Annotated in this window: 12 protein-coding genes; 5 read left to right on the top strand and 7 right to left on the bottom strand. The window is 57.3% G+C overall.

Going from position 1 to position 14,345, the window contains the following annotated elements:
* Window positions 1-2: 2 nt before the first annotated feature.
* Both rsmG and mnmG read right to left on the bottom strand, forming a co-directional pair.
* The gene (gene rsmG, locus BLU01_RS12800; protein ID WP_092275716.1) at window positions 3-647 is read right to left on the bottom strand and encodes a 16S rRNA (guanine(527)-N(7))-methyltransferase RsmG; all 645 of its coding nucleotides are present in this window, start codon (window positions 645-647) and stop codon (window positions 3-5) included.
* Entirely contained in the window at window positions 644-2,542 is a 1,899-nt protein-coding gene (mnmG, locus tag BLU01_RS12795) for a tRNA uridine-5-carboxymethylaminomethyl(34) synthesis enzyme MnmG (protein WP_092275713.1), read from the bottom strand. Before mnmG ends, rsmG begins: the two co-directional genes overlap by 4 nt.
* A 591-nt stretch (window positions 2,543-3,133) precedes the next feature.
* Between mnmG and BLU01_RS12790 the strand changes: the two genes are divergently transcribed.
* From BLU01_RS12790 to BLU01_RS12780, 3 genes are all read left to right on the top strand, one after another.
* Window positions 3,134-3,640: a sigma-70 family RNA polymerase sigma factor gene (locus BLU01_RS12790; RefSeq protein ID WP_092275710.1), complete on the top strand. Its 507-nt coding sequence runs from the start codon at window positions 3,134-3,136 to the stop codon at window positions 3,638-3,640.
* Complete coding sequence (locus tag BLU01_RS12785) at window positions 3,640-4,587, top strand: FecR domain-containing protein (protein WP_092275707.1); 948 nt, start codon at window positions 3,640-3,642, stop codon at window positions 4,585-4,587. The genes BLU01_RS12790 and BLU01_RS12785 overlap by 1 nt, the downstream gene beginning before the upstream one ends.
* A gap of 109 nt (window positions 4,588-4,696) precedes the next feature.
* On the top strand, window positions 4,697-7,132 hold the full coding sequence (locus BLU01_RS12780; RefSeq protein ID WP_092275704.1) for a TonB-dependent siderophore receptor: 2,436 nt from the start codon (window positions 4,697-4,699) through the stop codon (window positions 7,130-7,132).
* A gap of 43 nt (window positions 7,133-7,175) precedes the next feature.
* Here the strand turns inward: BLU01_RS12780 and mnmE are convergent, their stop codons facing one another.
* From mnmE to rpmH, 5 genes are all read right to left on the bottom strand, one after another.
* Window positions 7,176-8,546, bottom strand: a complete 1,371-nt coding sequence (gene mnmE / locus BLU01_RS12775; protein ID WP_092275701.1) for a tRNA uridine-5-carboxymethylaminomethyl(34) synthesis GTPase MnmE — start codon at window positions 8,544-8,546, stop codon at window positions 7,176-7,178.
* A 79-nt stretch (window positions 8,547-8,625) separates the two neighbouring features.
* Window positions 8,626-10,311, bottom strand: coding sequence for a membrane protein insertase YidC (gene yidC / locus BLU01_RS12770; RefSeq protein WP_092275698.1), 1,686 nt, complete (start codon window positions 10,309-10,311; stop codon window positions 8,626-8,628).
* A 2-nt stretch (window positions 10,312-10,313) separates the two neighbouring features.
* Entirely contained in the window at window positions 10,314-10,559 is a 246-nt protein-coding gene (yidD, locus tag BLU01_RS12765; protein WP_080761984.1) for a membrane protein insertion efficiency factor YidD, read from the bottom strand.
* The gene (rnpA, locus tag BLU01_RS12760; RefSeq protein WP_197675593.1) at window positions 10,552-10,953 is read right to left on the bottom strand and encodes a ribonuclease P protein component; all 402 of its coding nucleotides are present in this window, start codon (window positions 10,951-10,953) and stop codon (window positions 10,552-10,554) included. The genes yidD and rnpA overlap by 8 nt, the downstream gene beginning before the upstream one ends.
* A 16-nt stretch (window positions 10,954-10,969) precedes the next feature.
* Window positions 10,970-11,104 carry a 50S ribosomal protein L34 gene (gene rpmH / locus BLU01_RS27855; protein WP_003213577.1) on the bottom strand — a complete coding sequence of 45 codons (135 nt, stop codon included), beginning with the start codon at window positions 11,102-11,104 and terminating at the stop codon, window positions 10,970-10,972.
* 566 nt (window positions 11,105-11,670) lie between these two features.
* Between rpmH and dnaA the strand changes: the two genes are divergently transcribed.
* Complete coding sequence (gene dnaA / locus BLU01_RS12750; protein WP_092275692.1) at window positions 11,671-13,194, top strand: chromosomal replication initiator protein DnaA; 1,524 nt, start codon at window positions 11,671-11,673, stop codon at window positions 13,192-13,194.
* 39 nt (window positions 13,195-13,233) lie between these two features.
* The gene (gene dnaN / locus BLU01_RS12745; protein WP_092275689.1) at window positions 13,234-14,337 is read left to right on the top strand and encodes a DNA polymerase III subunit beta; all 1,104 of its coding nucleotides are present in this window, start codon (window positions 13,234-13,236) and stop codon (window positions 14,335-14,337) included.
* Window positions 14,338-14,345: the final 8 nt, after the last annotated feature.

Here is a 14,345-nt window from a genome sequence, read left to right as displayed (position 1 = left end):
AATCATGCCGTGCGGCGCAGTATCAGCAGATGGCGTTGGCCTTGGCAACCGGGTACGGCCAGGGCGTGTTCGCTATCGAGGTGGAAGTCTGCCGGCAATGCTACCAGCTCATCGGCGGGATGAACGCCCTTCATTGCCAGCCACCGCGTATCGCGGTCGCCGAGATGACGCGTCCAGTTGCTGAAGTTTTCCATGCTGCTGAACGCCCGGGAAATGATCCCGTTGAAAGGCTGTTCTGGCTGGAAAGCTTCAACGCGACTGTGGATAACTTGCAGGTTATCCAGTTTGAGTTCGAGTTTGACCTGGGTCAGGAAGCGGGTTTTCTTGCCATTGCTGTCCAGGCACGTGACCTGCGACTCGGGAAACAGGATAGCCAACGGGATCCCGGGCATGCCGCCACCGCTACCAACGTCCAGCCACCGACCGTTTTCCACAAACGCCATCACGCTCAAGCTGTCGAGCAAATGCCGCGAAACCATTTCGTCCGGATCGCGCACGGCGGTCAGGTTGTAGGCCTTGTTCCATTTGATCAACAGGGCCAGATAACCCAGCAGTAACGCGTGCTGGGCTTCGGTCAGCGTGACACCGAGTTGGCGAGCACCTGTGGATAACTCTTCTGCGTGTTGCGAGGTGACCAACGAACTCAAGCGCTTTGCTCCAACTGACGGCCCGCGCCGCGTTTTTTCAAATGAATCATCAACAGCGAAATGGCTGCCGGGGTGACGCCCGGGATACGCGAGGCCTGGCCCAGAGTTTCTGGTCGGGTCGCGCCGAGCTTGCTCTGGATCTCTTTGGAGAGACCGGAGATGTTCGTGTAATCGATATCCACAGGCAGTTTGGTGTTTTCACTGGCACGCAGACGGACGATTTCGTCCTGCTGGCGATCAATGTAACCGGCATATTTGGTCTTGATTTCGACCTGCTCGGCGACCTGTGGATCTTCTGCGCCACCGCCAGTCACGGCGATCAGACCAGCGTAGTCGATTTCCGGACGGCTCAAGAGGTTGAGCAAGTTGTATTCATGGGTCAGTGGCGTACCGAATTTTTCCGAAATCGCATCACCCTGCTCGGTATTCGGGCGAACCCAGGTACTTTTCAGGCGCTGCTCTTCGAGATCAATGCTTTCGCGCTTCTTGCAGAACGCCGCCCAACGCGCGTCATCGACCAGACCCAACTCGCGACCTTTTTCGGTCAAGCGCAGGTCGGCGTTGTCTTCGCGCAGGATCAAACGGTATTCGGCCCGGGACGTGAACATCCGGTACGGTTCCTGGGTTCCCAGGGTAATCAGGTCATCGACCAACACGCCGATGTACGCCTCATCGCGACGCGGGCACCAGGCATCTTTGCCCTGAGCACGCAGCGCGGCATTGGCTCCGGCCAGCAAACCTTGGGCGCCGGCTTCTTCGTAACCGGTGGTGCCGTTGATTTGCCCGGCGAAAAACAGACCGCCGATGACTTTGGTTTCGAGGCTGTACTTCAGGTCACGCGGGTCGAAGTAGTCGTACTCGATGGCGTAACCCGGGCGAACAATGTGCGCGTTTTCCATGCCACGGATCGATTGCACGATCTGCAATTGCACGTCGAACGGCAGGGAAGTGGAAATCCCGTTCGGGTACAGCTCGTGGGTGGTCAAACCTTCCGGTTCGATGAAGACCTGATGACTTTCCTTGTCGGCAAAGCGATGGATCTTGTCTTCGATCGACGGGCAATAACGCGGGCCAATGCCTTCGATCAGACCGGCATCGGAATACATCGGCGAACGGTCGAGGTTGGCCGCAATGATTTCGTGAGTTCGGGCGTTGGTGTGGGTAATCCAGCAGCTCACCTGTTTCGGGTGCTGCTCTTTGGAACCCATGAACGACATGACCGGGATCGGCGTGTCGCCCGCTTGCTCGGTCATCACCGAGAAATCCACCGAACGGCCGTCGATACGCGGCGGTGTGCCGGTTTTCAAACGACCGACGCGCAGTGGCAATTCACGCAGACGATGGGCCAGGGCAATCGACGGCGGATCACCGGCACGACCGCCGGAATAATTCTGCATGCCGATGTGGATAAGTCCACCGAGGAAGGTGCCAGTGGTCAACACCACGGAATCGGCGAAGAAGCGCAGACCCATTTGCGTGACAACACCGCGCACTTGTTCCTGTTCAACGATCAGGTCATCAGCGGCTTGTTGAAATATCCACAGGTTCGGCTGGTTTTCCAGGGCTTCGCGGACAGCCGCCTTGTACAAAACCCGGTCGGCTTGAGCACGAGTGGCGCGTACGGCCGGGCCTTTGCGGCTGTTCAACACGCGAAACTGGATACCACCCTTGTCGGTGGCCATGGCCATCGCGCCGCCGAGGGCATCGATTTCCTTGACCAGGTGGCTTTTGCCGATCCCGCCAATGGCCGGGTTGCAACTCATGGCACCGAGGGTTTCCACGTTGTGCGTCAGCAACAGGGTTTTTGCCCCCATACGTGCTGACGCCAGTGCTGCCTCGGTACCGGCATGACCGCCGCCGATGACGATCACTTCAAAACGGGAAGGGAAATCCACCACGCACCTCGTGCCTGCTTAAGTAGGTAATTCAGGAATAGTTTGAGCCCGGGTTTCTGGACCAGGTCGGCAAGTATAGGGACTTCGCCCTTCCTAAAGAACCCTTTGCACAAAATTTAACCAGCTGTGGAGAAGTCGGGTTAATAGAAATTAAAAAGAGAGAAATTTATTAAATCTTTGTTTTTATGTTTATTTCTACTGAGCACCTTTTCTGTGGATAGATCGCTACAGGCCTTTATATTCAATATGTACAGAGATTCAAAACCCTGTGTTCATGTGCCAATGAGTCCCTTGGATAACCGGTGTAAGCCTGTGGATGAAACGGGTGGTTATCCACAGAGGGGTTTATCTTCAGTTTTCACGCCCTGTTATCAACTGCCCTTAGAGGCACTTATTCACAGGGCTTAATCCACAGAAAAGTCGCTTTTACTCGAATTCCGCACAGCAAAATTCCAGCCGATGTCTCTGGCAGACCCTCATCAGTTGGAAAAAACAGCGAGAAAACAGCCGATACGCGGTGGACGGTGGCTATTGTTAGTAGACGTAACAGAAGCTAATAATAGGCATTATCATTAACAAGCCCTGTTCTCTATGCCCTTAACCTCCCACACGGCAGCCGTTCAACAGATCTATGAGCAGCACCATTCCTGGTTGTACGGGTGGCTCAAGGGCAAGTTGCATGACACCTGCGATGCGGCCGATGTCGCGCATGACACCTTTCTGCGCATTCTCGGCTCGCGCAATGCCTTGCAGATTCGGGAACCTCGCGACTATCTGGCCACCATCGCCCGGGGTCTGGTGATTGATCGCTACCGTCGACGGGCGATCGAGATCGCCTTCCTGGAAACCCTGGCCGCCCGCCCCGAGGCCACGGCAATCAGCGAAGAAGACAAGGCGTTGATCATCGAAACCCTGGTCGCTGTGGATAAAGCCTTGGCGGGATTAGGCGCGCGGGCGCAGCGGATATTCATGCTGTCGCAGATTGAAGGCCTGACTTATCAACAGATCGCCTGTGAACTGAAGGTGTCGCTGACCACGGTGAAGAAGCACATGATCCGCGCGCTCACCGAATGCTCTTTGATCATGGCGTCTCTTTAATGACCGCCGCGCCTGATCGCAAAGTCTTCGAAGCGGCGGCCAGTTGGTACGTGCAGTTTCAGAGCGAACCGCCCTCGCCCGCGCAACGCCAGGCCTGGCAGCAGTGGGTCGAGAGCAATCCGGCGCACCTCGCAGCGTGGAATCAGATGGAGCAACTGCAACGGCACTTGGGCGCAATGCCCCGTGACCTGACGCGCCGCGCCTTGTCCTCGACGCAACAACGCCGGCAGGTGCTGAAGCTGCTGCTGATCCTCGCTGGCAGCGGATACGTCGGTTGGAATGTGCAAAAACACACGGCGTTGGGCAATGTCTGGGCCGACTATTCCACCAAGGTCGGCCAGCGACGCAGCATCGAATTGGCCGACGGCAGCCAGATTCATCTCAACACCAACACCGCCATCGATGTGCTGTTCGATGGCCAGCAACGCCTGATTCGTTTGCGTTCGGGGGAAATCCTCGTCCGCACGGGCAAGCTCGGCGACCCGCGAGCGTTTTTCGTCGAGACCGAGGAAGGACGGATTCAAGCGTTGGGCACGCGGTTTTCGGTGCATCAGCTATCCGCCAAAACGCGGGTCGGGGTGCTGGAAGATCGCGTGAGCATTCAGCCCAATGACCAGCAAAGCAGCCCGCGCGTATTGAACGCCGGCGAAGGCGTGGACTTTCAAAGCGACCGCGTCGGTGCGATTCATCCCTACAAATTGGCGGAAGCTGCGTGGATCAACGGCCAATTGATTGTTCTGGACACGCCGCTGGGCGAGGTCATCCGCGAGCTTGGGCGCTATCGTTCCGGGGTTCTGCAGTGTGACGAACGTGCCGCGCGGTTGCGGGTTTCCGGGACTTTTCGCCTCGATTCCACCGATGCAGTGCTGGCCAATCTGCAAGCTTCGCTGCCGATCAACGTGCGCTATTTCACGCGTTATTGGGTGTCGATCAGCCAGGCCGTTTGATCCTCGGGAAAATAAATCTGGCGCGGGGTTATCTTTTTCAGCCCTGACACGGCCCTACAGGTAATCGCGATCTACGCGGCTCTTTGCCACCTTCAGGGCTTACCCATCCATGCGACTTCCTACGTTCCGACTGCGCTTTTCCCACCACTGCATTGCCTACAGCTTGTTGATAACCAGCGCTGCCAGTTGCCTGGTGACGACCAGCCCTGCGCTCGCGGCCAGCGTCACGCAACGCTATGCCATCGCGGCCGGTCCGCTGGACAACGCGTTGAGCCAGTTCGCGTCGACAGCCAATGTGATCCTCTCATTCTCGCCGCAGCAAACCGCGCAGCTGCGCAGTCAGGGCTTGGCCGGCAGCTATTCGGTCGAACAGGGTTTCGCCATGTTGCTGCAGGGCTCCGGTTTGCAGGCCGTTTCGCAGGCGCCGGGCAGCTATATTCTGCAAGCCGTGCCGGTGTCGGGGCCGTTGGTGCTCGGGGAGACCAATATCAACGGCGTGCAGCAGAATGAGATGAACCTGGATTACGCCGCCGACGTTGGCTACAAGGCTTCGAACAGTCGGGTCGGTACGAAAACCAGTACGCCGCTGTCGGAAACGCCGCGTTCGGTGTCAGTCGTTACCGCGCAACGAATGAAGGATCAGAAGTCGCAGACGCTGACAGATGTTTTGGGTTATGTGCCGGGGATCTTCGCGCCACCCTTTGCCGCTGGCGACAGTCTGGCCGGTGATCTGTTTTTCATCCGCGGTTTCAACGCCACCGATTACGGCTACGGCTTGTTGCGCGATGGCCTACGCGTGCAGGGCAATCGGTATGACACCAGCACCGAACCTTACGGCCTCGAGCGCGTGGAAATCTTCCGCGGCCCGTCCTCGCTGCTGTACGGCGAGAACGCGCCGGGCGGGCTGGTCAACCTGGTGAGCAAGCGCCCTACCGCAGCGCCTCAGGGTGAAGTGCAACTGAGTTACGGCTCCAACAACCGCCGCCAATTGGGCGTCGATGTCTCCGGGCCGCTGGACGATGACGGCAACATCCTCGGCCGCATCGTCATGCTTGGCCGCAACGCCGAGACTCAAACCGACCATGTGCCGGACGATCGCATTTACATCGCGCCGTCGCTGACCCTGAATTTCGACGACTACAACACCCTGACACTGTTGGCCAACTACCAGAAAGACCACACCAATATGGAACTTGGCCTACCTGCCGCCGGCACTTTGCTGACGAACCCCAACGGCAAGTTATCCAAAGACACCATGCTCGGCGATCCTGACTGGAACACCTTCGAGCGTGAAACCTGGAGCACGGGTTATGAATTTACCCACAGCTTCAACGACGATTGGCAGTTCCGGCAGAACTCGCGCTACATGCAGTCGCGCATCACCCGCCACGAAACCTGGCCGGGCAACCTGAACAACGGCGGATTCGGCACCCGACTGAACATGACCGCCTACGATCGCTTCAACAAATCGATGGTCTACTCGCTGGATAACCAGTTGGAAGGCAAATTCGACGTCGGCGGTTTGCAAAACACCGTTTTATTCGGCGGCAGTTTTGACCGGACTTCGTTTAATCAGGATTGGAACGCCGGGCTGGTCGGGCCGATTGATGTCTACAACCCGGTGTACCTGCGCGACCCGACGACGCCAATCGCGGTGCAAAACACTTTGCTTGAGCAACAGATGAAAGGTGTTTATGCACAGGTGCAGAGCAAGTACGACCATTGGTTGTTCCTGCTCGGTGGCCGTCAGGATTGGGTCGACAGCGATTTCCGCGACAAAGTGGCGCGCGGCAGCAACATCAGTTCCGAGGACAAGAAATTCACCTATCAGGGCGGGGTGATGTACCAGTTCGACAACGGTATGACGCCGTATGTGAGCTACTCGACCGCGTTTGTCCCGGTGCAGCAGATCTCCAATTCCGGCGCGCCGCTGGAGCCAATCACAAGCAGCCAATATGAAATCGGCCTGAAGTACGAACCCACCGGTTGGGACACGGCGTTCACTGCCTCGGTCTACGACCTGCGCAAAAAGGACGACACCTACTTCGACGCCACCACCGCGAGCTATCGCCAAGTCGGCGAGAGCCGCGCCAAAGGTGTGGAGCTGGAGCTCAACAGCAACCTGACGCCAAACCTCAACGTGACGGCGGCCTACACTTATACCGACGCGCGGATCACCAAGGATTCGGCGACTTCCCTGGTCAAGGATCACCAAATGACCGGCGTGCCGCGCAATCAGGCCTCGATCTGGGCCAAGTACCGATTCCTCGAAAGCAGTTTGAAGGGACTGTATGTCGGTGGCGGCGTGCGGTACTTCGACAGCGCGTTTGCCTACACCGCGCCAACTCTCTACGGCAAGCTCGATGCCGGCGACGTGACGTTGGTGGACGCGGCGATCGGTTACCAGATCGATCGAAACTGGACCGTCGACCTGAATGCGAAAAACCTGTTCGACAAGGAATACGTGTCTGGCTGTAACGACGCCGGACGCTGCTACTGGGGCGAAAGCCGAACTTTGTTAGGTTCTGTGTCGTACAACTGGTAAAAGCAAAAAGGGCTGTGGATAAGTTACCCACAGCCCGCTGCGTTTATTTACCGATACAGAAACTGGAAAAGATCCGACCGAGCAAATCATCGGAGCTGAACGCCCCAGTGATTTCCCCCAACGAATGCTGCGCCTGGCGCAAATCCTCCGCCAACAACTCACCAGCACCCGCGAGGGTCAGCTGCGCTCTGCCGTGCTCAAGCGATGCGCTGGCATGGCGCAACGCTTCCAAGTGACGTCGGCGGGCGCTGAAGCTGCTTTCCGAGGTCTGCTCGTAGCCCATGCAAGTCTTCAGGTGCTCGCGCAGCAGCTCAAGGCCTTCGCCCGCCGATTTGGCGCTGAGGCTGATGGTGACATGGCCATCGTCGCTGACTTCCAGGGCAATCGCTTCGCCGGTCAGATCAGCCTTGTTGCGGATCAGCGTGACTTTGGCCGGGTCCGGGCGGGTTTCGAGGAATTCCGGCCACAACGCAAACGGGTCCAGCGCTTCCGGCGCGGTGGCGTCGACCACCAGCAGCACTCGATCTGCTTCGCCGATGGCTTTCAGCGCACGCTCGACGCCGATTTTTTCAACCTGATCATCGGTATCGCGCAGACCAGCGGTGTCGACCACGTGCAGCGGCATGCCATCGATGTGGATATGTTCGCGAAGAATGTCGCGAGTCGTGCCGGCAATCTCGGTAACGATCGCTGCTTCTCGACCGGCCAACGCGTTGAGCAAACTGGATTTGCCGGCATTCGGCCGCCCGGCGATCACCACGTTCATGCCGTCGCGCAGCAAAGCGCCCTGCCCGGCTTCGCGCAGCACTGTGGATAACTCGTCGCGCACTTTGTCGAGCATGCTCAATACGTGGCCATCGGCGAGGAAGTCGATTTCCTCTTCCGGGAAGTCGATGGCAGCTTCGACGTAGATGCGCAGGCCGATCAATTGCTCGGTGAGGTTATGCACACGCTGGGAAAATGCCCCTTGCAAGGAACGCAGGGCATTGCGCGCAGCCTGTGCAGAACTCGCCTCGATCAAATCGGCAATCGCCTCGGCCTGGGCGAGGTCGAGTTTGTCGTTGAGGAACGCGCGCTCGCTGAATTCGCCCGGACAGGCCAACCGGCAACCCAATTCCAGGCAACGCTTGAGCAGCATGTCGAGGACGATCGGGCCGCCGTGGCCCTGAAGTTCCAGCACGTCTTCGCCGGTAAACGAGTTCGGCCCGGGAAAATACAGGGCGATGCCTTCGTCCAACACTTCGGCGTCTTCACTGAGGAACGGGCCGTAGTGCGCGTATCGCGGTTTCAGTTCGCGGCCGCTGATGGCTTTGGCCGCCACACTCGCCAGCGGCCCGGAAATACGGACGATGCCTACTCCGCCGCGACCTTGAGCGGTGGCGACGGCAGCGATGGTTTCACGAGGAACGCTCATAAACCGGTATCCAGACAAAAATGACAGATAGCAAAACGCCCCACTAGGGGGCGTTTTGAGTGGTTATCCACAGAGTAAGTTACGCAGCAGCATTCTTGGTAGCGGCTTCGATCTTACGTGTGATGTACCACTGTTGGCTGATGGACAGCACGTTGTTGACCACCCAGTACAGCACCAGACCAGCTGGGAACCACAGGAAGAAGAAGGTGAAGATGATTGGCATCATTTTCATCACTTTCGCCTGCATCGGATCCGGCGGAGTCGGGTTCAAGCGCTGCTGGATAAACATGGTTGCGCCCATGATGATCGGCAGGATGAAGAACGGATCCTTGATCGACAGGTCAGTTATCCACAGCATGAATGGCGCTTGGCGCATTTCTACGCTTTCGAGCAGAACCCAGTACAGCGAAAGGAAAACCGGCATCTGCACGAGGATTGGCAAGCAGCCGCCCAGTGGATTGATCTTCTCTTTCTTGTACAGCTCCATCATGGCTTGCGACATTTTCTGCCGGTCGTCGCCATGTTGCTCTTTCAGCGCAGCCAGTTTCGGTGCCACTGCACGCATGCGCGCCATGGATTTGTAGCTGGCAGCCGACAACGGGAAGAAAAGCCCTTTGATCAGCATGGTCAGGAAGATGATCGACCAGCCCCAGTTACCAACAATCGCGTGGATGTGTTGCAGCAACCAGAAGATTGGTTGGGCAATGAACCACAGGATGCCGTAGTCGACGGTCAATTCCAGACCTGGGGACAATTCTTTCAGCACTGCCTGGCTTTTCGGACCGGCGTACAGCAAGGCGCTGACTTCACCTTTGGCACCCGGCGCGATGCTTACAGCTGGCGCGGTGTAACCAATGATGTAGTTGCCTTTGCTGTCTTTACGGGTCTGGACGACATTGTTTTCGCCCTTCGCCGGAATCCATGCAGTCACAAAGTAGTGTTGCAACCAGGCAACCCAGCCACCGTTAACGGTTTCTTTCAGCTGAGCCTTGTCCATGTCCTTCATCGACACTTTTTTGTACGGCTCGTTACTTGTCCACAGGGCGGCGCCCAGGTAAGTCGCGGTGCCAGTAGCAGTGCTGGAGGATGGATCGGAGCTGGCGTCACGCTTCAGTTGGGCAAACATTGCACCCGACCAAGGCTTTTCGCTGGTGTTGTCGATCAAGTAGGAAACGGTTACGTCGTACAAGCCGCGTTTCACGGTGAAGCGCTTGATGTAGTTGACGCCGTCCTTGCTGAACTTCAGGTCCACGACCAATTGGTCTTGGCCATCAGCCAGTTGGTAAAGCTTCTTCTCCGAGGCGTAAACCGGACGACCGGTAGGACTTGCGTCCGGACCATCAGTGCCGATCAAACCGCTTTGAGCCAGATAAGTCCGCTCGTTGCCGTTATCGAACAGCTGGAATGGAATTTCCGGATGATCCTGGCGACGTGGATACAGCGGCAGTGTCAACTGAGCAACATCACCACCTTGTGGATCGATTGCCAGGTTGAGCACATCCGTTTTGATCTGGATGAGGTCTTTACTGACAGCTACCGGAGTTTCGGCAGGTGCAGTGCTGGTATCGCTTGCAGCGCGTGGAATGTCGTCACTGACAGAAGCATTATTGCCAGTCGCCGTGTCCGGTAGACCCGGTGCGGTAGTACTGGAAGCAACATTCTGAGTCGGCAGGGCAGCCTGGCCATAGTCCTGGTTCCATTTAAGAACCATAACGTAGGACACGATTGCCAGGGCGACGATCAGGATCGTGCGTTTGATATCCATGATTACTCGGCCATCGAAGAAGAACGGGAGGTAGGGATAGGTGGAACCGGGTCGTAACCACCGGGATTCCACGGATGACAGCGACCTAAACGACGAAAGGCCAGCCAGCCACCGCGCAGAAGGCCATGATTTTCTATGGCTTCATACGCGTAGCAGGAACAACTGGGGTAGAAACGACAGTGACTGGCCATCAAGGGACTAATGGCATAGCGATAAAACTGGATCGGAACGAGTGCCAGTTTACGCATCGGGACTGTCTACCCCTACAGTTTCGGTTTTGACTGCTGGTACTGGCGTGCTGCGTGCCAGACGCTTCCAGAGTTTGCCGAAATGCTGAATCAATTCGGGGTTTTCTACGTCCCCCAAACCTTTGCGCGCGACGATAACAATGTCCCAACCGACCAGTGATTCCTGGTTCAGACGGAACGATTCGCGCATCAGACGTTTGAGGCGATTGCGCTCGACGGAGAGCTTTACGCTCTTTTTCCCGATAACCAGCCCGAGACGGGGGTGATCAAGATCGTTGTTGCGCGCAAGGAGCAGGAGATTTTTCCCCGGAACCTTGCCGGTAGGGGAGTCAAAGACTGCCTTGAAATGCCGGGGGGTAAGCAAACGCTTCTCCCGACTGAAGTCCTGACTCACCTCCAGTGCCGGATTATCAAACTGCCAGACGCGCACGACCTTTGGCGCGACGACGCGACAGGACGGCGCGACCGTTTTTGGTTGCCATGCGAGCACGGAAGCCGTGGGTACGAGCGCGTTTGATAGTGCTTGGTTGGAAAGTACGTTTCATTGTCGTGTTACCTGGTTCGTCCACAACGGGCCGGAATGGCCCCCGTTTTAAGAGACCGGGGATTCTAGAGAAAGCAAGCCTCTAGGTCAATTTCCAACCAACGTTTCCTTATAAATAGATCTGCAGGGGTTTGTCCGCTCGACACCCTTCGCTAGATATAGAAATAAAGAAGGGAATTATTTAAAGCTTTTCTGTAAAGCTTATAAAAGCTAGGGACGCCATCTTCTGTGGATAACTGCATCCAGCCCTTCTAACTCGCGATGTACAGAGAATGACAAGTACAGTGGAAAACGGTGGTAAGCCTGTGCTGCGCTGTCGGATAAGCTGTGTGTGGAATGGCCAGTTATCCACAGGCCGGTTATCCACCGAGTTTACCCCCCACTTGTCCAGTGCCCTCAGAGGCGGTTATCCACAGAGCTTATGCACATACCGCTGGTCGCCTTTTCAGCGGTTAACGCATTGATAATTCATGGCCTGTGCGCAACCTGCATGTGGATAAGTGGACGGCTGGCCGCTACAATGGCCGCTTGTTTTTGCCTCACCGGCTTTCAACTTAGGGGATATCCGTGTCAGTGGAACTTTGGCAGCAGTGCGTGGAGCTTTTGCGCGATGAGCTGCCTGCCCAACAATTCAACACTTGGATCCGTCCACTACAGGTCGAAGCCGAAGGCGACGAGTTGCGTGTCTACGCACCGAACCGCTTTGTTCTCGACTGGGTCAACGAAAAGTACCTGGGCCGCGTCCTTGAACTGCTCGATGAGCACGGCAATGGCCTCGCGCCTGCGCTGTCCTTATTAATAGGCAGCAAACGCAGCTCGGCACCTCGCGCGGCACCTAATGCTCCGCTGGCGGCCGCTGCTTCGCAGGCACAGTCCACGCAAGCGCCGGTCAATGCGCCAGCGCCGGCTCCGATCGCGAACACCCAGACCAAACGTCCCACGCAAAAAATCGCCGACGTCAGCGAAGAGCCGTCCCGCGACAGCTTCGACCCAATGGCCGGCGCCAGTTCGCAACAGGCGCCGATTCGCGCCGAACAGCGCACCGTGCAGGTCGAAGGCGCGCTCAAGCACACCAGCTATCTGAACCGCACGTTCACCTTCGAGAACTTCGTCGAAGGCAAGTCCAACCAGTTGGCCCGTGCGGCAGCCTGGCAAGTGGCCGATAACCCCAAGCACGGTTACAACCCGCTCTTCCTTTATGGCGGCGTTGGTTTGGGTAAAACCCACTTGATGCACGCGGTGGGTAACCACCTATTAAAGAAGAACCCGAATGCCAAGGTCGTGTACCTGCATTCCGAGCGTTTCGTGGCCGACATGGTCAAGGCGCTGCAACTGAACGCGATCAACGAATTCAAACGCTTCTACCGCTCGGTGGATGCACTGCTGATCGATGACATTCAGTTCTTCGCCCGCAAGGAACGTTCGCAGGAAGAGTTTTTCCACACCTTCAACGCCCTGCTCGAAGGTGGCCAGCAGGTCATTCTCACCAGTGACCGCTACCCGAAAGAAATCGAAGGCCTTGAAGAGCGCCTGAAATCCCGTTTCGGCTGGGGCCTGACGGTTGCCGTCGAGCCGCCGGAGCTGGAAACCCGCGTGGCGATCCTGATGAAAAAGGCCGATCAGGCCAAAGTCGATCTGCCCCACGATGCGGCGTTCTTTATTGCCCAGCGCATTCGCTCCAACGTCCGTGAGCTGGAAGGCGCGCTGAAACGCGTGATTGCCCACTCGCACTTCATGGGCCGCGACATCACCATCGAGTTGATTCGCGAATCCCTGAAAGACCTGTTGGCGCTGCAAGACAAACTGGTCTCTGTGGATAACATTCAGCGCACCGTCGCCGAGTACTACAAGATCAAGATCTCCGACTTGCTGTCCAAGCGTCGTTCACGCTCGGTCGCCCGTCCGCGTCAGGTTGCAATGGCCCTCTCCAAAGAGTTGACTAACCACAGCCTGCCGGAAATCGGCGATGTGTTTGGCGGCCGCGACCACACGACTGTTTTGCACGCCTGCCGCAAGATCAACGAACTCAAGGAATCCGACGCGGACATCCGCGAGGACTACAAGAACCTGCTGCGTACACTGACCACTTGATGAACACCAGCGCAGCTTATTAAGGCAAGGGACTAGACCATGCATTTCACCATTCAACGCGAAGCCCTGTTGAAACCCCTGCAACTGGTCGCCGGCGTCGTCGAGCGCCGACAGACCTTGCCGGTGCTTTCCAACGTGCTGCTGGTTGTCGAAGGCCAGCAACTGTCGCTGACCGGTACCGACCTGGAAGTCGAGCTGGTCGGTCGTGTGCAACTCGAAGAGCCGGCGGATCCGGGTTCCATCACCGTGCCTGCGCGCAAGCTGATGGACATCTGCAAAAGCCTGCCGAACGACGCGCTGATCGACATCAAGGTTGATGAGCAGAAGCTCGTGGTGAAAGCAGGCCGTAGCCGCTTCACCCTGTCGACCTTGCCGGCCAATGATTTCCCTACTGTCGAAGAAGGCCCGGGCTCGCTGACCTGCAGCCTGGAGCAAAGCAAACTGCGCCGTCTGATCGAGCGCACCAGCTTCGCCATGGCCCAGCAGGACGTACGTTACTATCTCAACGGCATGTTGCTGGAAGTCTCCGAAGGCATCATTCGCGCCGTGGCCACCGACGGTCACCGTCTGGCCATGTGCTCGATGAAAGCCGATATCGGTCAGCCGGATCGTCACCAAGTGATCGTGCCGCGCAAGGGTATCCTTGAACTCGCGCGCTTGCTGACCGAGCCGGATGGCCAGGTCAGCATCGTTCTGGGTCAGCATCACATCCGCGCCACCACTGGTGAATTCACCTTCACTTCGAAACTGGTCGACGGCAAATTCCCGGATTACGAGCGTGTTCTGCCGAAGGGTGGCGACAAGCTGGTGCTGGGTGATCGTCAGTCTCTGCGTGAAGCGTTCAGCCGTACCGCGATTCTGTCCAACGAGAAGTACCGTGGTATCCGTCTGCAACTGGCCAACGGTCAGTTGAAAATCCAGGCGAACAACCCGGAGCAGGAGGAAGCGGAAGAAGAAGTCGGCGTTGAGTACAACGGCGGCAATCTGGAAATCGGCTTCAACGTGAGCTACTTGCTCGACGTGCTGGGCGTGATGACCACTGAGCAGGTTCGCCTGATCCTGTCCGACTCCAACAGCAGTGCGCTGGTGCAAGAGTCCGACAACGACGACTCGGCTTACGTTGTCATGCCGATGCGCCTGTAATCATGTTC

The sequence above is a fragment of the Pseudomonas prosekii genome, assembly GCF_900105155.1.
Classification (GTDB): Bacteria; Pseudomonadota; Gammaproteobacteria; order Pseudomonadales; family Pseudomonadaceae; genus Aquipseudomonas; species Aquipseudomonas prosekii.
This window is presented reverse-complemented; position numbering and strand designations above follow the sequence as displayed.